The organism is Tsukamurella pseudospumae, from assembly GCF_001575195.1.
GTDB lineage: Bacteria > Actinomycetota > Actinomycetes > Mycobacteriales > Mycobacteriaceae > Tsukamurella > Tsukamurella pseudospumae.
In genome coordinates this window covers 37,127-54,879 of record NZ_LSRF01000056.1, presented here as the reverse complement: position 1 = coordinate 54,879, position 17,753 = coordinate 37,127, and the positions used below count along the sequence as shown (strand labels likewise).

16 protein-coding genes are annotated in these 17,753 nt (G+C 70.1%); 6 read left to right on the top strand and 10 right to left on the bottom strand.

Annotation, left to right across the window (positions count from 1 at the left end; all coding sequences use genetic code 11):
• Nucleotides 1-97 precede the first annotated feature (97 nt).
• From nrdE to AXK60_RS14665, 4 genes are all read right to left on the bottom strand, one after another.
• The gene (nrdE, locus tag AXK60_RS14680; protein WP_068572001.1) at nt 98-2,278 is read right to left on the bottom strand and encodes a class 1b ribonucleoside-diphosphate reductase subunit alpha; all 2,181 of its coding nucleotides are present in this window, start codon (nt 2,276-2,278) and stop codon (nt 98-100) included.
• Nucleotides 2,275-2,718, bottom strand: a complete 444-nt coding sequence (gene nrdI, locus AXK60_RS14675; RefSeq protein WP_068571999.1) for a class Ib ribonucleoside-diphosphate reductase assembly flavoprotein NrdI — start codon at nt 2,716-2,718, stop codon at nt 2,275-2,277. The genes nrdE and nrdI overlap by 4 nt, the downstream gene beginning before the upstream one ends.
• 2 nt (nt 2,719-2,720) lie before the next feature.
• Nucleotides 2,721-2,969 carry a glutaredoxin-like protein NrdH gene (nrdH, locus tag AXK60_RS14670; protein WP_068571997.1) on the bottom strand — a complete coding sequence of 83 codons (249 nt, stop codon included), beginning with the start codon at nt 2,967-2,969 and terminating at the stop codon, nt 2,721-2,723.
• Between the two features lie 385 nt (nt 2,970-3,354).
• Nucleotides 3,355-3,888, bottom strand: a complete 534-nt coding sequence (locus AXK60_RS14665) for an NAD(P)H-dependent oxidoreductase (RefSeq protein WP_068571995.1) — start codon at nt 3,886-3,888, stop codon at nt 3,355-3,357.
• A gap of 134 nt (nt 3,889-4,022) precedes the next feature.
• Between AXK60_RS14665 and AXK60_RS14660 the strand changes: the two genes are divergently transcribed.
• Nucleotides 4,023-4,619, top strand: coding sequence for a TetR/AcrR family transcriptional regulator (locus AXK60_RS14660; protein ID WP_068571993.1), 597 nt, complete (start codon nt 4,023-4,025; stop codon nt 4,617-4,619).
• Here the strand turns inward: AXK60_RS14660 and AXK60_RS14655 are convergent.
• The 4 genes from AXK60_RS14655 to trhO all read right to left on the bottom strand — a co-directional run bounded on the left by AXK60_RS14655 (nt 4,602) and on the right by trhO (nt 9,030).
• Nucleotides 4,602-5,495: an SDR family oxidoreductase gene (locus AXK60_RS14655; RefSeq protein WP_068571992.1), complete on the bottom strand. Its 894-nt coding sequence runs from the start codon at nt 5,493-5,495 to the stop codon at nt 4,602-4,604. The two genes, AXK60_RS14660 and AXK60_RS14655, sit on opposite strands and share 18 nt — an antisense overlap.
• Before the next feature lie 78 nt (nt 5,496-5,573).
• Entirely contained in the window at nt 5,574-6,959 is a 1,386-nt protein-coding gene (locus AXK60_RS14650) for an N-acetylmuramoyl-L-alanine amidase family protein (protein ID WP_068571990.1), read from the bottom strand.
• Nucleotides 6,960-7,117: 158 nt separating this feature from the next.
• The gene (locus AXK60_RS14645) at nt 7,118-8,197 is read right to left on the bottom strand and encodes a CobW family GTP-binding protein (protein ID WP_068571988.1); all 1,080 of its coding nucleotides are present in this window, start codon (nt 8,195-8,197) and stop codon (nt 7,118-7,120) included.
• The gene (gene trhO, locus AXK60_RS14640) at nt 8,194-9,030 is read right to left on the bottom strand and encodes an oxygen-dependent tRNA uridine(34) hydroxylase TrhO (RefSeq protein WP_068572831.1); all 837 of its coding nucleotides are present in this window, start codon (nt 9,028-9,030) and stop codon (nt 8,194-8,196) included. The genes AXK60_RS14645 and trhO overlap by 4 nt, the downstream gene beginning before the upstream one ends.
• 88 nt (nt 9,031-9,118) lie before the next feature.
• Here trhO and AXK60_RS14635 point away from each other — a divergent pair, with 88 nt between their 5' ends.
• From AXK60_RS14635 to AXK60_RS14615, 5 genes are all read left to right on the top strand, one after another.
• Nucleotides 9,119-10,147, top strand: a complete 1,029-nt coding sequence (locus tag AXK60_RS14635) for an ABC transporter substrate-binding protein (RefSeq protein WP_068571987.1) — start codon at nt 9,119-9,121, stop codon at nt 10,145-10,147.
• A 9-nt stretch (nt 10,148-10,156) separates the two neighbouring features.
• Nucleotides 10,157-11,059, top strand: coding sequence for an ABC transporter permease (locus tag AXK60_RS14630; protein ID WP_244881114.1), 903 nt, complete (start codon nt 10,157-10,159; stop codon nt 11,057-11,059).
• Nucleotides 11,035-11,811 carry an ABC transporter ATP-binding protein gene (locus tag AXK60_RS14625; RefSeq protein ID WP_068571985.1) on the top strand — a complete coding sequence of 259 codons (777 nt, stop codon included), beginning with the start codon at nt 11,035-11,037 and terminating at the stop codon, nt 11,809-11,811. The genes AXK60_RS14630 and AXK60_RS14625 overlap by 25 nt, the downstream gene beginning before the upstream one ends.
• On the top strand, nt 11,808-14,114 hold the full coding sequence (locus AXK60_RS14620) for an arylsulfatase (RefSeq protein ID WP_068571983.1): 2,307 nt from the start codon (nt 11,808-11,810) through the stop codon (nt 14,112-14,114). The genes AXK60_RS14625 and AXK60_RS14620 overlap by 4 nt, the downstream gene beginning before the upstream one ends.
• Before the next feature lie 93 nt (nt 14,115-14,207).
• Complete coding sequence (locus tag AXK60_RS14615; RefSeq protein WP_068571981.1) at nt 14,208-15,128, top strand: TauD/TfdA dioxygenase family protein; 921 nt, start codon at nt 14,208-14,210, stop codon at nt 15,126-15,128.
• On the opposite strand, the gene AXK60_RS14610 is transcribed toward AXK60_RS14615, so the two are convergent.
• Nucleotides 15,092-16,378 (bottom strand): esterase/lipase family protein, encoded by a 1,287-nt coding sequence (locus AXK60_RS14610; protein ID WP_068571979.1) that lies wholly within the window; start codon nt 16,376-16,378, stop codon nt 15,092-15,094. The two genes, AXK60_RS14615 and AXK60_RS14610, sit on opposite strands and share 37 nt — an antisense overlap.
• A gap of 52 nt (nt 16,379-16,430) precedes the next feature.
• On the bottom strand, nt 16,431-17,735 hold the full coding sequence (locus AXK60_RS14605) for a UDP-glucose dehydrogenase family protein (RefSeq protein WP_068571977.1): 1,305 nt from the start codon (nt 17,733-17,735) through the stop codon (nt 16,431-16,433).
• Nucleotides 17,736-17,753 lie beyond the last annotated feature (18 nt).

Sequence of the window (17,753 nt, the reverse complement as noted above, 5' to 3'; positions counted from 1 at the left end):
CGATCGGCCACCGGGCTGCGGACCGGTCGCCCCCTCACAGCGCGAGATGCCCCGATCTCTCCCTGAGGAGGAGAACGGGGCATCTAGTTAGCAATGCTCACAACATACAGCTGACGCAACCCTCCACCTCAGTGCCCTCGAGGGCCATCTGGCGCAGGCGAATGTAGTACAGCGTCTTGATTCCCTTGCGCCACGCGTAGATCTGCGCGCGGTTCACGTCGCGGGTGGTGGCGGTGTCCTTGAAGAACAGCGTGAGCGACAGGCCCTGGTCCACGTGCTGCGTGGCGGCGGCGTACGTGTCGATGATCTTCTCGTAGCCGATCTCGTACGCGTCCTGGTAGTACTCCAGGTTGTCGTTGTCCATGTACGGCGCCGGGTAGTACACGCGGCCGATCTTGCCCTCCTTGCGGATCTCGACCTTCGCCGCGACGGGATGGATCGAGCTCGTGGAGTGGTTGATGTAGCTGATCGAGCCGGTGGGCGGAACCGCCTGCAGGTTCTGGTTGTACAGGCCGTACTGCTGGACATCGGCCTTGAGCGCACGCCAGTCGTCCTGGGTCGGGATCCGGATCTGCGCATCGGCGAACAGCCCGATCACCTTGTCGGTGACCGGCTTCCACTCCTGCTCGGTGTACTTGTCGAAGAATTCGCCCGACGCGTACTTGCTGTTCTCGAACCCACCGAAGGACTGGCCGCGCTCACGTGCGATCAGGTTCGACGCGCGGATCGCGTGGTAGAGCACCGTGTAGAAGTAGATGTTCGTGAAGTCGACACCCTCGTCGGAGCCGTAGAAGACGCGCTCGCGCGCCAGGTAGCCGTGCAGGTTCATCTGCCCGAGACCGATGGCGTGGGAGAGGTTGTTGCCCTTCTCGATCGACGGCACCGAGCTGATGTCCGTCTGATCGGAGACCGCCGTGAGGCCACGGATCGAGGTCTCGATGGTGGCGCCGAAATCGGGGCTGTCCATGGTCTTCGCGATGTTCAGCGAGCCCAGGTTGCAGGAGATGTCCTTGCCCACCTCGGCGTAGGACAGGTCGTCGTTGTAGGTCGACGGGGTGGACACCTGCAGGATCTCGCTGCACAGGTTGGAGTGGGTGATCTTGCCCGCGATCGGGTTCGCCCGGTTCACGGTGTCCTCGTACATGATGTACGGGTAGCCCGACTCGAACTGCAGCTCGGCAAGGGTCTGGAAGAACTCGCGGGCGTTAATCTTGGTCTTGCGGATCCGCGAGTCGTCGACCATCTCGTGGTACTTGTCGGAGACGTTGACGTCCGCGAAGGGCACGCCGTAGACCCGCTCGACGTCGTACGGCGAGAACAGGTACATGTCGTCGTTGTTGCGGGCCAACTCGAAGGTGATGTCCGGGATCACCACGCCGAGCGAGAGGGTCTTGATGCGGATCTTCTCGTCCGCGTTCTCCCGCTTGGTGTCGAGGAAGCGGTAGATGTCCGGGTGGTGCGCGTGCAGGTACACGGCGCCAGCGCCCTGACGCGCGCCCAGCTGGTTCGCGTAGCTGAACGAGTCCTCGAGCAGCTTCATGATCGGGATGACGCCCGAGCTCTGGTTCTCGATCTTCTTGATCGGGGCGCCGTGCTCGCGGATGTTGCTGAGCAGCAGGGCCACTCCGCCGCCGCGCTTGGACAGCTGCAGCGCGGAGTTGATGGAGCGACCGATCGACTCCATGTTGTCCTCGATGCGGAGCAGGAAGCAGGACACGGGCTCGCCGCGCTGCTTCTTACCCGAGTTGAGGAAGGTGGGGGTGGCGGGCTGGAACCGGCCGGCGATGATCTCGTCCACGAGCGCGACGGCGAGCTTCTCGTCACCGTCGGCGAGCGTCAGCGCGACCATGCAGACCCGATCCTCGAAGCGCTCGAGGTAGCGCTTGCCGTCGAAGGTCTTGAGCGTGTAGCTCGTGTAGTACTTGAACGCCCCGAGGAAGGTGGGGAACCGGAACTTCTTGGCGTACGCGGCGTCGAACAGGCCCTTGACGAACTCGCGGCTGTACTTGTCCAGCACCTCGGGCTCGTAGTAGTTCTCCTCGACGAGGTAGTCGAGCTTCTCGTCCAGATTGTGGAAGAACACCGTGTTCTGGTTCACGTGCTGCAGGAAGTACTGCCGCGCGGCCTCGCGATCCTTCTCGAACTGGATGCGCCCGTCCTGGTCGTACAGGTTGAGCATCGCGTTGAGCGCGTGGAAGTCCAGCTCACTGTGGCCGGGGCCCGTGTGGACACCCGACTGGCTCGCCGACGGTACGAGGTCTTCCTGAGTTGCGGTCACGCGATTTCCTTGCTGTTGGTGCGGGAGAAGAAGTCGACGAGCCCGGTGCGGACGCGCTGCACGTCGTCCACGGTGCCCATCAGTTCGAAGCGGTACAGGTACGGGACCCGGCATTTGCGGGCGATCACATCGCCCGCGTAGCAGAACTCTTCGCCGAAATTCGTGTTGCCGGCCGCGATCACGGCCCGGAGGTGGGATCGATTGTGCTGGTCGTTGAGGAACCGGATCACCTGCTTGGGGACGTATCCCCCACCGGAGACCGCCGTGGCCTGCTTCCCCCCGCCGTACGTGGGGGTGATCAGAACGAAGGGCTCGTCGACGGTGATCGGATCCTCCGCCCGCGTCACCGGGATGCGCACGGCGCGCAGGCCCAGCTTCGTCACGAATCGGTGCGTGTTCTCCGACACCGACGAGAAGTAGACGACGAGCGGCGAGGCCATGACTACGCCGTGGCGGCCACGCTCGCGAGCGCCTTGACCCGGTCCGGGCGGAAGCCCGACCAGTGCGCATCGCCGGCGACGACGACGGGGGCCTGCAGGTAACCGAGCGCCATCACGTAGTCCCGGGCGTCCGAATCCTCCGTGATGTCCACCACGCGGTACTCGAGGCCGGCCTTGTCGAGGGCCTTGTAGGTGGCGTTGCACTGCACGCAGGCGGGCTTGGTGTAGACGGTGATCTCGACCTGGCTCATAGCGGCTCCCGTTCGTTCGACTGAGTGCCCGACAGCCGCCACGGCTGCCTCGGAATCCCAGTATGGACCTGACGACTGACAAGTTCTTCGCCACGTTTGCCTGCGTGAACTCGGGCAGCCCAGCGGACACTTCAGCTCGTCCTCAAGCCTCCCGGATCCCCGTTTCGGATCTCCGATCGCGCAGTAGACAGAACACTACACCTAGTGGTGCCCCTCGGGAAGCGACACAACCACTTGCGAACAACATTCGTGAAATTACCAGCTCGCAAGACGGTCTTTCGGCCGTTTTTCATCGTGAATCCCCAGGACACGCCGAGATTGCGCGACACGCCGGTCCGACACGCCCGGCACCGTCGGAGGCCGCTCCGACACCCCTCCCGGGCGACTACCGGACGGGGGCGACGAGCCGCTCGAGCAGGTCGCCGGCACGCTGCGCGACGGCGTCGTGCTCGCGGGGCGATTTGCCGTCCAGACCCGAGATCGGGAACTCCTCGACGAGCCCCTCGGGAACCTCGCCACCGGCGATGGTGACGGCTCGCTGGGCGTCGGCCAAGGTGGTGTCGAGGCGGTGCCCGACACCGGCCAGAGCGACACGCTTGCCCGACAGGGCGCTCGCACCGTACGGCCGCGAGCCCCAGTCGATGACGTTCTTCAGCACGGCGCTGACGGTGCCGTTGTTGGGCGGCGCGAGCAGCAACAGCGCATCCGCGGCCGCGATCCGCTGCCGCAGCGCCTCCGCAGTGGCGGGCGCGGTCTCACCATCGATGTCCTCGTTGTAGAAGGGCACCTCCGCGATACCCTCCGCGATCTCGACACGTACCCCCTCGGGCGCGTTCGCGACGGCGACCTCGGCGAGCTCGCGATTGAGCGAACTGCTGCGCAGCGACCCGACGACGGCGAGCACGGTGATCTCGGACATGTTCCTCACTTCTTCTCGGGAGTTCGACGGTGCGACCCGCCCGGGTCGCATCCGTCCGAGATTAACGGACTTCGGTCCGGATTTCTTCCCCAGGATCATGGTGAGCCGAAAACCCGCACGGTAGGCTCACTCCGATGACCGGACCACTCCTGCCCCTCGCGCAGCCGCAGACAGAGCCGCGCCGCGATGCCGCGCGCAATCGCGAGCTGCTCATCGAGGCCGCGCAGCGCCTGTTCGCCGAGCGCGGGGTCGACGCGGTGAGCATGGACGCCGTGGCACAGGCCGCGGGCGTCGGCAAGGGCACCGTCTTCCGCCGGTTCGGTTCCCGAGCAGGACTGCTGCAGGCCCTCCTCGACCACGACGAGATCGAGTTGCAGCAGCGATTCATGTTCGGCCCGCCCCCGCTGGGGCCGGGCGGCGACGCGGTCCACCGGCTCGTCGAGTACGGCAAGGCCCGCATGCAGCTCATCGCCCGGCACGGCGATCTGCTGCGGGGCGCCGAGCAGGCCGCCCGCGACCCGTACGACGAGCCGCCGTGGCGCGTCTCCGCGATGACCGTGCGCGCGATGCTCACCGAGGCCGGGCGCACGACGCACGCCGATGTGTGGTCGGCGGCACTCATGGCCACCCTGAGCCCCGCGTGGGTGCTGCACCAACTCGCGTCGGGCGTCTCCCAGGACGCGCTCGACGCGGTCTGGGCGGAGCACGTCCGGCTACTGGCCGCCGGCTGAGATCTTCGCGAAGTAGGCGAAGCGGTCGTTCGCCACGCGCATGGCGATCTCGTAGGGCAGCGCGAACTTCCGCTTCCAGAAGTACCCGAAGCGGGTGTCGAAGGACGTGTAGACCAGGAACCGGTTCTTGAGGACCCCGTCGATGATCGCCTGCGCCGCCTTCTCCGCCGTGACCTTGGGGAACGCGTCGATCCCCTTGTCCACCTTCGGGTTGCTGCGATCGACACCGTTGATCTGGACGGACTTCACCAGCCCGGTCTCCACGGCGCCGGGAACCACCACCGAGACTCCGATGCCGTGCCGACGCAGGTCGTAGCGCAGCACCTCGGAGACGCCGACGAGGCCGAACTTCGCGGCCGAGTAGGCCGCGTGCCAGGGAAGGGCGATCAGGCCGGCCGTGGACGAGACGTTGACCAGTTGCCCGCCGCGTCCCGCGGCGATCATCGGTGGGACGAACTCCTCGATGACGTGGATCGGGCCCATGAGGTTGATGTCCACGGTCCTGCGCCACTGCTCGTGCGTGAGGTTCTCGACGGTGCCCCACACCGCGATTCCGGCCACGTTCATGACGATGTCCAACGCACCGGCGGACGCGTGCACCTCCTCGGCGAACGCGCGCACGGCGTCGTAGTCGGAGACGTCGAAGGCCCTGGACGCGATGACATTCGCGCCCAGGGCCGTGACGTGGCGGGTGGCGGCTTCGAGCTGTTCGGCGTTGATGTCGGTCAACACCAGCTCGGCACCGTGCGCCGCGAGAAGATTCGCGGTAGCGCGGCCGATCCCGCTGGCCGCGCCGGTGACGAGGACCTTCTTCCCCTTCAGGTCCTTGATCGGCGTGGCCATGTGGACGAGCCGGACGATATTGCGGAGTGCCATATCAGCCAGCTTGCCAGATCGGTCCGCGCTACCGCTTCCCGCCGGGGCGTGACGTCCCCGGCGGAAGTCGGTGGTGTCCTACTTCGGCAGGATCGCGCCGGCGCTGAGGATCGCCTTGAGGATCTCCTGGGCGGCGGCCGGGCCCTGTGCGGACTGCAGCGAATTGAAGGCCTGCGGGCTCGACAGCAGAGTCGTCACGAGCTGCTGCCCCTGCGAGCTGGTCAGGAATTCGGTGGCCTTGGGCCCCATCTCGAACAGCGTGTTCACGCCGAGGGCCTGGCTCTGGCCGGGGATCGTGATCTGCGGCAGCTGGGGCAGCGCGAGCTGTCCGAGACCGGGGATGTTCACCGACGTGCCCGCCGGGGCGGCGGCGCTCGGCGCCGTGACCGCGGGGGTACCGCCCGACGGGGTCGCCCCACCGGTCAGCATCGGGACGCCCGAGACGATCGGTGAGACACCGGTGCCCGTGGTGGGCGTGACCGGTGCGGCCGCGCCCGGGACCGCCGGGACGATCGGGGTCTGCGCGGGGGCGGTCGGCGCTGCGGCCGCGGGCACGGCGGGCGCGACCGGGGTCACCGCGGTGGCGGCAGGAGCAGCCGGGGTCGCCGGCGCAGCCGGAGTGACCGGGACCGCGGGATCGACCTGCGGCGCAACGGGCTGCTGCACGATCGGCTCGGCGACGGCGCCCGCGGGCACCACCTTGCCGGTCAGCTGCTGGATCACGCCGTTGGTCAGCACGGAGGCGTACTGGGTCTGGCCCGCGGCGGAGGTGAGCAGCGCAGCGTCGTCCGCGTTCGCGAGGTTGCCGAGATTGGCGTAGACGAGGGGGATGTTCACCAGCGACGCGAAGGCGTTGGTGGTCTTGGCGATGCCGTCCTTGCCACCGAGGTACTGCGCGGGGACGAAGCCGCCCGCAGCCGTCGCGTTGCGGACGACCGTCGTGGCGGGGTCGCTGACGGCCTGCTGGGCGGTCACCTTCGGATCGGACGCACCGGGGGCGGGCGTCTCGAGCAGGAATCCGCGCTGCGCCGCGTCCTGGACCGCGCTGTTGATGCTGACGGCGAGATCGGCGCCGGAGGCGTTGGCGGCCGTGGCACGCTGATCGACGCAACCGCCGAAGCCGGCGTCGTCCGCACGGGACATGATGACCTTGGCGCCCTGGGTCTTGAGCGCCGCCTCGACCATCTTGGCCACGGCGAAGTTGACGGTGTGGTCGGCGGTGCCGTTGGAGGCGATCGCCGTCGGGTTCACGCACGGGACCTTGCCGCCACGGCCGTCGACCACCTGGCGGGCCTGTTCGGCCGCTGAGGACAGCGACGATCCGGCGTCGAGGAACACTGTCTTGCCGCTCAGCGGCTGTGCGGGGGCAGCGGGTGCGGGGTCGGCGGACGCGAGGCCGGGCGCGCCGAACAGCGCGACGGCCGCGGTCGCCAGCGAACCGGCGAGGACACGGGTCTTCTTCATGGGCAGCTGGGCGCCGGGGAAGTGGCGCCGCTCTCCTTCCAAGTCTCTTGTGCAACTTTCGTCACATCAGTCACACGAGAAACAGTCAACCATCAATTGAGACTTTAGGAAAATCTGCGGGGGTATCGTTACCGAACCGTTACTCGAAGCGGCATGCTTCAGTCCTCGACGAACGCCGAATCCGCTTGCGCCGCATCCGAGTAGCGCAGCAGAGACAGCACGGCCTGCGCGTCGGGCGCAGCCATCGGATCGGCGACGCAACCCTCCACTCGCGCCCGGACGGTGGCACCGTCGAGCCCGATCCCGAGGAAGACGAGCACCGACTCGGGCCCGCCCCGGCCGCCCCGCTCCGGCGCCGTCCGCACGTGCCGGCCCACGGAGTGCACCTCCAGCCGCGTGCCGTCGGCGACGGTGACGAAGCCCTTCGTCCGGAACACGCCGCGCGGCGGATCGACCAGCAACTCGGCCACCGCACGGGCGTCGAGGCGCCCGGCCGCCACGTCGACCGCGGAGTACTCGTCGTGCAGGTGCCCGTGCTCCCCGGCGTGGTCGGGACCGTGGTCGTGCTCGTGCTCCCGCAGCGCTTCGTCGAGCGTGAGCTGGCGCGGGGTGCCGACGCGCTCGGCGGCGCGACGCGCGAGCACCTCCGGATCGATGAGCAGTTCGACGGGCACGACGGCGTCGACGGTGCGGACCACGGGCGCCGACGGTGCGTGTTCCCGGACCAGCGCACGCGCGGTGTCGGGGTCGTCGGCGAGATCGATCTTGTTGAGCACCACCAGGTCGGCGAGTGCCAGGTGGTGGCGTAGCGACGGGTGCCGCTCCATCGTGTCCGGGAGGTGCGCCGCGTCGGCCACGTAGACCAGGCCGCCGTAGTCGATCCGCGGGTCCGGCGCGAGCACCACGCGCCGCACCATGGCCGCGGGCTCGGCGAGGCCCGACGCCTCGACCACGATGAGGTCGAGGCCGCGTCCGGCGAGCGTGCCGAGCACGTCCTCGAGTTCGTCGTCGTCGACGGTGCAGCACACACAGCCGTTGCTCAGCGAGACGGTCCGCACCGATCCGCCGCCGGCCGCGCTCGAGACGAGCATCGCGTCGATGTTCACCGCGCCGAAATCGTTGACGACGACGCCGATCCGCGCCTCGCCCGCGCCGGAGAGCAGGTGGTTGAGCAGGGTCGACTTGCCGGCCCCGAGGTAGCCGGCGACCACGACGACCGGGACGGCACGGGGGCTCACGATGCGCAGTCCTCGCACAGGACGGCGAGCTCCCGGTCCTGCGGCGGAGCGAGGTTCGCGACCCTCGAGGTGGGGGCGCCGCACTCCGCGCACCGTCCGATCCGCTTCGCGCCGTCGGAGAAGTCCACGCTCATCCGCCGGTCGAAGACGTACATCGAGCCCTCCCACAGCCCGCCGTCGCCGAATCGTTCGCCGTAGCGGGCGATCCCGCCGTCGAGCTGGTAGACCTCACCGAATCCGCGCGTGCGCATCACCGCGCTGAGCACCTCGCATCGGACACCGCCGGTGCAGTAGGTGATCACCGGCCGGTCCTTGAGGTGGTCGTACTCCCCCGAGTCCAGGAGCGCGACGAAGTCCCGCGTCGTCCGCGCCGGCGTCACCACGGCGCCGGAGAACCGGCCGATCTCGGCCTCGATGGCGTTGCGGCCGTCGAAGAACACGGCATCGGGCTTCTCCGCGAGCAGCGCGTGCACCTCGTCGGGCGTCAGGTGCGCTCCCCCGCCGCGGACGCCGGCACCGTCGACCTCGATCTCGTCGGGGACGCCGAAGGTGACGATCTCGTCGCGCACCTTCACCGAGAGCTTCGGGAAGTCCGCGGCGGCGCCGTCGGACCACTTCACGTCGGCACCCTTGAAGGCCGGGTACTCGCGGGTGGCGCGCAGGTACCGCTTCACCGCGTGGATCTCACCGCCGACGGTGACGTTGATCCCGTGCCGGGAGACGATGATCCGGCCACGGAGACCGTTCGCCTCACACAGCGCCCGCTGCCACAGCCGGATCGCGTCCGGATCGGCCAGCGGGGCGAACACGTAGAACAGCACGATCTTGCCCATGACGCCCGCCATTCTATCTCCGAGCGCCTTGCGCTCAGCCTGCGTCCAAGGGTTCCGACGGTGCCGCCCCTCGCCTTCAATGGCCCCCATGCCTTTTCGCCTCCCCCGCCGGGTCCCGGAGCTGGCCACCGCGCTGGTCGCCGTCATCGGGATCGCGGCGTGCGCGCCGGCGACCGGACCCGCCTACGACCCGAGCGCGCCGATCCCCGACCGCGTGCCGGCGGGCACGGTCATCACCGTCGCCGATCAGCAGTCGATCCTCAAGACGATGCTCACCGCGTCCGGGGAGGCCCGGAACCTGCCGTTCACGGTGAAGTTCGCGGACTTCGCCGGCGGTCCCGCGATCCTCGAGTCCTTCCTCGCCGACGCCGCACAGGTCGCGATCGTCGCCGATGTGCCGCCCATCCATGCGCAGATCGCCCGGTTCCCGAGCCCGATCATCAAGGCCTGGCAGCTCGAGCGCGGCGGGGTCTCAGTGGTGGCGAGGCCCGGCGTTGCGCTGCACTCCCCTGCCGACCTGCGCGGGCGCAAGATCGGCTACGCCGAGGGCACCGCGCACCAGGCGATGGTGCTGCGGCTGCTCCGCTCCGCGGGCCTGTCCAAGCACGACGTCCAGCTGGTCCCACTGCAGCTCACCGAGGTGGGTGAGGCGCTCGGCGCCGGCCAGATCGATATCGCGCCACTCATGGAGCCCATCAGCACCAAGTACCGGCTCGCGCACCCGGACGCGCAGGTCCTCCCGGACGCCGTCTCGCAGGCGGCCCAATCGGGCCTGATGTTCCTCTACTCGCCGCGCTCCGCCCTGGCGGATCCTGCCCGCGCGGCCGCCCTGAAGCAACTCTCCGCGGCGATCGACCGCGCCCGCGCGTGGGCCGACGCGGACAAGGACCGCTGGATCGACACCTACTACACGCGCGCCCTGAAGATCCCCGCCGCTGTTGGCCGCATCGCCTACGACGGTCAGGGCACGTGGCGCGCCGTCCCGCTCGACCGCGCCCTCGTCGCCCGACAGCAGGAGACCATCGACACCCTCGCCGCCTTCGACGAGATTCCCGGCGGCCGTATCTCGGCCGACGGATCCGTCGACTTCCGGTTCGCCACCCATCCCGCAACGTAAGGGCATCCCGTGACCTCTCCCCCTATCGGCAGTCCGATCGGCCGCCTCGGCAGCGGCCTCGCGCACGACTCCACTCCCGAGCAGCGCCCCGGAGCCCTCGACCCCGACCACGAACTGCTCCAGCGCCCGGCCGCCCGCCGCGCCCTCGTCGACTCCCGCCCGATCGGTGCCTGGATCCTCGCCGGCCCGGCGCTCGTCGTCGCGCTGTGGGCCGCGGGCTCCGCGACCGGGCTCATCCCGGACACCGTCCTGTCCGCGCCGTGGACGGTCGCGCACACCGCCTGGAACCTCGCGGTCGACGGCTCGCTCTGGTCCAACATCTGGGCCTCCGCGCAGCGGGCGATCGTCGGCGGTGTGCTCGGCGTCGCCCTCGCTGTGACGCTGGCCCTGCTGTCCGGGCTCACGCGGCCCGGCGAGGCCCTCATCGACGGCACCGTGACCGTCTATCGCGCGATTCCCGCGCTCGCGCTGCTGCCGCTGTTCATCGTGTGGTTCGGCATCGGCGAGGAGATGAAGATCGTCCTCATCACCCTCGCCGTCGCGACGCCGGTGTACCTCAACACCCACGCGGGGCTGCGCGGCATCGACCGGAAGTACGTGGAGCTGGCGGAGACCGTCGGCCTGAGCCGCGCGAAGTTCGTGCGCCACATCGCGATCCCCGGTGCACTGCCCGGCTTCTTCACGGGCCTGCGCCTCGGAGCGACGGTTGCCTGGCTCGCCCTCGTGGTGGTCGAACAGGTCGGCGCCTCCGACGGCATCGGCTACCTCATGTACAAGGCGCGACTGTACGGCCTCACCGATGTCATCGTCGTCGGCCTCGCCGTGTACGCGCTCCTCGGCTTCAGCACCGACCTCATCGTCCGCTTCTCCGCACGAAAGGCCCTGTCATGGCAGAGCACTCTGGCCCGCTGAGCACGTCCACCGCGACCTCCGATTCCGATGGGCCGGTGATCGAAGCGCGGAATCTGGTGCGCGGCTTCGACGGCCGCGCCGTCCTCCGCGGAGTGGATCTGACGATCCGGCGCGGCGAGTTCGTCGCCCTCCTGGGCCGCTCCGGGTCCGGCAAGTCGACGCTCCTGCGCGCCATCGCCGGGCTCGACGACGGCGTCCCCGGATCCGGTGTGCTCGAGGTCGATCCGCGGCGCGCCGTCGTGTTCCAGGACTCGCGACTCCTGCCCTGGTCCCGCGTGTTGGACAACGTGATCCTCGGTCTGGCCGGCGCCGACGCAGGCGATGTCGGGCGCGAACTGCTCCGCGAGGTGGAGTTGGAGGGCCGTGAGCGGGCGTGGCCGCGCGAGCTGTCGGGCGGACAGCAGCAGCGCGTCGCGCTCGCTCGCAGCCTGGTCCGCGAGCCCGCCGTGCTCCTGGCGGACGAGCCCTTCGGCGCGCTCGACGCGCTGACCAAACTGAAGATGCACGACCTGCTCCGCCGACTCGTGGCCCGGCACCGGCCCGGGGTCCTGCTCATCACGCACGACGTCGACGAGGCCATCGCCCTCGCCGATCGGATCCTCGTGCTGGACCACGGAATCCTGTCGGTCGACGTCACCGTCGACGACGGTGCCGGACGCCGGCCCGGCGAGCCCGGCTTCGCGGAGTTGCGCGGCAAGCTCCTCGACGCCCTGGGCGTCGAGGAGGAGCGGACGGTGGCCGCCACCGCATGACGATCCCCGATCACGCCCGCGGCTACGACGGTTTCACCGGGCGGATCGGCCGCTCGGAGGCGGACTCGGAACCCGCCTGGCCGGCACAGGTGAGGGCCCGTCCTCATGCGCCGAACATCATCGTCGTCCTCGTCGACGACATGGGCTTCTCCGACATCGGCCCGTACGGCTCGGAGATCCCCACCCCGCACCTCGACGCCCTCGCTGAGCGCGGGGTCGTGTCGACGAATCACCACACGACGCCGGTGTGCTCGCCGGCCCGCGCCGCCCTGCTCACCGGCCTGAATCCGCACCGCGCGGGCTACGGCTCGGTGGCCAACTCCGATCCGGGCTTCCCGAACCTACGGCTGAGCCTGGCCGACGACGTGCTCACCCTGCCGGAGATCCTCCGCGGGGCCGGGTACGCCACCTACGCCGTCGGCAAGTGGCACCTCGCGAAGGACTCGCGGCTCGGGCCGGACGCCGACCGCTCGGCGTGGCCCTTGCAACGCGGCTTCGATCACTACTACGGCTCACTCGAGGGCCTGAACTCCTTCTTCCACCCGAACCAGCTGGTGCGCGACAACACCGTCGACCCCGTGACCGAGTATCCCGAGGGCTTCTACGTCACCGACGCCCTCACCGACACCGCGGTCTCCTGGATCCAGGATCTCCGGGCGCACGACGCCGACAAGCCCTTCTTCCTCTACTTCGCGCACATCGCGATGCACGGCCCGCTGCAGGTGAAGGCCGAGGACCTGCGCCGCGGGGACCTCGACTACGCCCGCGGCTGGGACGCGGTGCGGCAGGAGCGGTTCGCCCGACAGCAGGAGCTGGGCCTGTTCGGCCCCGATGTCCGACCCGCTCATCGCAACAGCGAGCCCGGCTACGACGTGCCGCCCTGGAACGAGCTGGATCCCGAGCGGCGGCGGCGCTTCGCGCGGTACATGCAGGTCTACGCGGCGATGGTCCGCACCGTCGACGACAGCCTGGGCCGGCTGCTGGAGACCGTCGAGCAACTCGGCGAGCTCGACAACACGATCGTCGTCTTCACCTCCGACAACGGCGGCACCGCCGAGGGCGGGCCCGAGGGAACCCGCAGCTACTTCGCCGAGTTCGTGAAGTTCGCCGACGGCGTCGGCCCCGACGGCTGGGAGGGCGACGTCGATCACCCGGAGGAGCTCATCGGCACCGCCCGGCTCGGCGTGCACTACCCCCGCGGGTGGGGGCAGGTCTCCAACACGCCCTTCCGGTTCTACAAGGGCCAGACCTTCGCAGGCGGCGTGCGCGTGCCCTTCGTGCTGTCCTGGCCGGCGGGTCTCCCGGGGGCGCGCGGGGTCCGCGAGCAGTTCTCCTTCGTCACCGACGTCGCTCCGACTCTGCTCGACCTCGCTGGGGCCTCCACGCCCGCGCTCCGGTACGGGGTTCCTGCCCAGGAGCGCGACGGGCTCTCCCAGCGGGCCGCCTGGAGCGATGCCGCAGCGCCGTCGGCCCGCACACGCCAGTACTCGGAGTTCCGCGGACACCGCGGCTACTACCGCGACGGCTGGAAGTTGCTGAGCCTGCACGGCCGGGGCGATGACCCGCTCGCGCCGCGCTGGCAGCTCTTCGACAATCGGTCCGACCCGGCGGAGACCACCGACCTCGCCGAGCGACATCCCGACCTCGTCGCCGAGTTGGCCGCCGAGTGGGAGCACGAGGCCTGGCGGAACACGGTCTTCCCGATCGTGATCGACGGCTCCACCCGCAATCCTGCGGAGAGGCGCCTCGCCGATCCCGTGCGTCTCCTGCCCGGCACGCCCGTGCTCGAGCGGTACCGCTCGGCGAAACTCGTGCAGTACCGGGACTTCCGCGTCGACATCGACGTCGAGTTCGCCGACGGCGCCGACGGCGTCCTCGTCGCGCACGGCGACGCGCTGGGCGGCTACCTCGTCTACATCGAGGACGGAGCGGTCGTCGTCGGCTACAACGCCTACGGCCGGTACGCGGAGGCCCGCTCGGGCCCCGTCGAGCCGGGCCGGCGCACCGTCTCCCTGACTGCGACGGTGCGCTCGAACCTGCGCTGGGACCTCACCATCGAGGTCGACGGTGCCCCTGCCGCCCACCTCGACGACCGCGTCCAGCTCATCGGGATGGCGCCGTGGACCGGGATCTCCGTGGGCCTGGACGCCCGCGGGCCGGTCTCCTGGGAGGTGCGCGAGCGCCGCGGCGTGTTCCCGTACTCCGGTGCGCTGCACACGGTCACGTACACGCCCGGGGCGGTGGGCGTACCGCCGGAGGACATCGACCGCCTGCAGCAGGAGGCCGAGGAAGAAGCCGACTGAGGGTTCCACGCCCGCTGAACGCAACCCTGGCACCGTCGGACCCGATCGGGTGAGCTGGATGCACCACGCACGCTACGGATTCCGGAGGCCTCCATGACCGCAACGCTCGAACCCACCACGACCGCCGCGCCTGCGATCACCGTGACCCGCCTCAGCGAGCACATCGGGGCGATCGTGCACGGCGTGCGGCTCGGCGGCGACATCGACGACGCGACCGCCGAGACGATCCTCGATCTGCTCGCCGAGCACGAGGTGATCTTCTTCCGCGACCAGCAGCACCTCGACGATGCCGGCCAGCACGCGTTCGCGGCCCGCCTGGGCGTACCGACGACGCCGCATCCGACAGTGCGCTCGGATTCGGATCTGCTCCCGATCGAGGGCGCGGCGAACAGCTGGCACACCGACGTCTCCTTCGTCGACCGGGTACCGAAGGCGTCGATCCTGCGCCCGATCACGCTGCCGCCGCACGGCGGGAACACGACCTGGGCGTCCACCACGCGTGCCTACGACCGGCTGCCGGAGCCGCTCAAGGCGCTCGCCGAGAACCTGCGCGCGCGGCACACCAACGACTACGACTACGCCGGCCACAACGCCACCTACCAGCGCGCCGAGTACCACCGCGAGTTCATCCGCAACATCTTCGAGGCCGAGCACCCCGTCGTGCGCGTGCACCCGGAGACGGGCCGCCGGTCGCTCCTGCTGGGCCACTTCGTGAAGTCCTTCGCGGGCCTGAGCACGCAGGACTCGGCGCCGATCCTCGCGCTGCTCCAGCGGCGGATCGAGAACCCGGACAACACCGTCCGCTGGGCGTGGCAGCCGGGCGACGTCGCGATCTGGGACAACCGCTCCACCCAGCACTTCGGCATCAACGATTACGGCGACCACAAGCGCCTGCTGCGCCGAGTGACGCTCGCGGGCGACCTGCCCGTCGGCGTCGACGGCCGGGAGGGCGTGGCGCTCAAGGGCGATGCCTCGGACTACGCGCCCGTGACCCCCGCGCGCTCGCGGGGCTGATCCAGCCAGTTCAGGATCCGCTCGTAGACGGCGTCCGAGCGGAGCAGGGTGAAGTGATGGGCTCCGCCGAGGTGCATCCCCGCCTCGGCGGTGAACCCGATGCGGCGGGCCTTTCCTCGGCCCGCCGCACTCGGCGCGAGCACGAGCCCGTCGCCCAGGAGGCGCCCCACCGGGTGCCGCGCGTCGCGGGTGAAGGTGGCCGCGACGAAGTAGTGCCCCGCGCCCTCCAGGAGCGGGATCTCCGCCGCGGCGGCGGCGCCGAGCGCGTCCGCCTCGCGGCCGCGCCAGTCCTCGTCGACGATCGAACCCCCGCGAAGGTCGCGGATCCCCGCGCTGCGCCGCCGCAGCAACCGGCCGAAGGGCGCGGTCTCCGGGACCGCGGCGAGCGCGGAGCTGCCGTAGTGCGCCGCCTGCTCCAGCGGGGCGCCCAGGTGCGGAGTCCCCAGGCTGACGGTGGTCGATACCGCTGCGGGCCAGGCCATCACGGCCTCGGCGGCCTGATGCGCCGCGCTGCGGGCCACCAGGCCGCCCATGGAGTGCCCGACCAGCACGAGGTCGGTGACCGGCACCGGCCACGTCGCGACGAGGCGTTCGAGCAGCTCCGCCAGGTCCCGCCCGTTGTCGCTGATGTGCCGACCGCTGTTGTAGCGCACGTAGACCGGCGTGTATCCGAGGTCCACCGCCAGCCGCACGCCGTAGTCGTCGGCCTCAAGACCGCCGACGCCCCAGGCGTGCTCGGTCTCGGTGAGCCCGTGCAGCAGCACCACCACGCGACCCGTCGCGCCGTCGAAGACCTCCGTCGGATCCAGTCGGCCGGGCGGGACGGGCCTCTCACCCAGGTGGACGACGGCGCCGTCGACGCGGACCGTGACGGGGTCCGCTGCGAGCGGTGAGCCCTGGTCCTCGAGGTCGTCGCCGATGAGCCCGAGGACCGCGCCGATCAGCGCGGCGCCCTTGGCCGTCTCCGACGGTGGCCGGTCCCCCGGCCAGTCCGCGCCGATCGCCGCGACCCGGCCGACGGTGCGCGCGACGGTGCTGATGGTCGCGTAGACGCCGTCGGTGATGCCGTCGTGCAGCGCGCGGACCGGCGCGACCGCGGGGCCGACGCCGAGCCGCACGTAGCGGAAGACCCGGTCCGAGATGGCCCGGTGCACGCCGTGGATCCCGTCCGCCGTGCCCGCGACCTCGCTGCAGCCCAGCTCAGCGAGAGCGCGCACCTCGGCGCGGCGACGATCCTCCACAACACTCATGAAGATCGAGTGTACGAGTGTGCACTCGATTCTGTCCAGTGGTGTGAGCCGCTCAGGCGCGGTACTCCCAGCCCGCCGCGACCCAGTCGGCCGAGGGCATGCAGTTGCGGCCGTCGAGGAGGACGGGGTTGCGCACGACCGCGCCGACCACTGGTGGGTCGAGCTCACGGAACTGCGTCCACTCGGTGAGCACCAGCACGACGTCGGCGCCCTCGCAGGCCTCCAGGGCGGTGGTGGCGTAATCGAGCGTCGGGAAGACCCGGCGCGAATTGTCCATGGCCTCCGGGTCGTACACCGAGACGGCGGCGCCCTGCAGCTGGATCTGGCCGGCGATGTTGAGCGCCGGGGAGTCGCGCACGTCGTCGGAGTCGGGCTTGAAGGCGGCGCCGAGCACGGCCACCTTCGCCCCGAGCAGCGAGCCGCCGCAGGCCTCGCGCGCCAGGTCGACCATGCGGGTGCGCCGGCTCATGTTGATGGCGTCCACCTCCCGCAGCAACCCGTGCATGTGGCCCGCGCCCAGCTCGCCCGAGCGGGCCATGAAGGCACGGATGTCCTTGGGCAGGCAGCCGCCGCCGAAGCCGATGCCGGCACCGAGGAACTTGCGGCCGATGCGGGAGTCGACGCCGATCGCGTCGGCGAGGGCCACCACGTCGGCGCCCGCGGCCTCGCAGACCTCGGCGACGGCGTTGATGAACGAGATCTTGGTGGCGAGGAAGGCGTTCGCGGAGATCTTCACCAGCTCCGCCGTGGCCGTGTCGGTCACGAAGAACGGGGTGTCGCGCGCGAGGATTCCGGCGTAGACCTCGCGGGCGACCTCCTCGGCGCGGCCTCCGGGCTCGACGCCCAGCACGAGGCGGTCGGGCTCAAGGGTGTCCTTGACGGCGTGGCCCTCGCGCAGGAACTCGGGGTTCCAGGCGAACTCGACGCTGACGCCGTCCGGCACCAGCTCGGCCGCACGGGCGCGGAGCAGGTCCGTGGTGCCGACGGGGACCGTCGACTTGCCCAGGATCACCGCGTCGCGGCGCAGGTGCGGCACGAGCGAGTCGACGACGGAGTTCACGTAGGTCATGTCGGCAGCGAACTCGCCCTTGCGCTGCGGGGTTCCGACGGCGATGAAGTGCACGTCGCCGAACGCGCCGGCCTCCTCGTAGGAGTCCGTGAAGCGCAGCCGCCCGGCCTCGATGTTCCGCTTGAGCACGGCGGGCAGGCCCGGCTCGTGGAAAGGCACCTTGCCCTCGGAGAGGGCGGCGATCTTGCTGAGGTTGACGTCGACGCCGAGCACCTCGTGGCCCAGCTCCGCCATGCACGCCGCGTGCGTGGCTCCCAGGTACCCCGTACCCAGCACTGTGATCTTCATGCGCCGAAGGTATGCGCG

Coding starts and splice junctions, on each gene's coding strand:
- nrdI (WP_068571999.1), bottom strand. CDS start 2,718: ATGGCCTCGCCGCTCGTCGTCTACTTCTCGTCGGTGTCGGAGAACACG.
- nrdH (WP_068571997.1), bottom strand. CDS start 2,969: ATGAGCCAGGTCGAGATCACCGTCTACACCAAGCCCGCCTGCGTGCAG.
- AXK60_RS14665 (WP_068571995.1), bottom strand. CDS start 3,888: ATGTCCGAGATCACCGTGCTCGCCGTCGTCGGGTCGCTGCGCAGCAGT.
- AXK60_RS14660 (WP_068571993.1), top strand. CDS start 4,023: ATGACCGGACCACTCCTGCCCCTCGCGCAGCCGCAGACAGAGCCGCGC.
- AXK60_RS14655 (WP_068571992.1), bottom strand. CDS start 5,495: ATGGCACTCCGCAATATCGTCCGGCTCGTCCACATGGCCACGCCGATC.
- AXK60_RS14650 (WP_068571990.1), bottom strand. CDS start 6,959: ATGAAGAAGACCCGTGTCCTCGCCGGTTCGCTGGCGACCGCGGCCGTC.
- trhO (WP_068572831.1), bottom strand. CDS start 9,030: ATGGGCAAGATCGTGCTGTTCTACGTGTTCGCCCCGCTGGCCGATCCG.
- AXK60_RS14635 (WP_068571987.1), top strand. CDS start 9,119: ATGCCTTTTCGCCTCCCCCGCCGGGTCCCGGAGCTGGCCACCGCGCTG.
- AXK60_RS14625 (WP_068571985.1), top strand. CDS start 11,035: ATGGCAGAGCACTCTGGCCCGCTGAGCACGTCCACCGCGACCTCCGAT.
- AXK60_RS14620 (WP_068571983.1), top strand. CDS start 11,808: ATGACGATCCCCGATCACGCCCGCGGCTACGACGGTTTCACCGGGCGG.
- AXK60_RS14615 (WP_068571981.1), top strand. CDS start 14,208: ATGACCGCAACGCTCGAACCCACCACGACCGCCGCGCCTGCGATCACC.
- AXK60_RS14610 (WP_068571979.1), bottom strand. CDS start 16,378: ATGAGTGTTGTGGAGGATCGTCGCCGCGCCGAGGTGCGCGCTCTCGCT.
- AXK60_RS14605 (WP_068571977.1), bottom strand. CDS start 17,735: ATGAAGATCACAGTGCTGGGTACGGGGTACCTGGGAGCCACGCACGCG.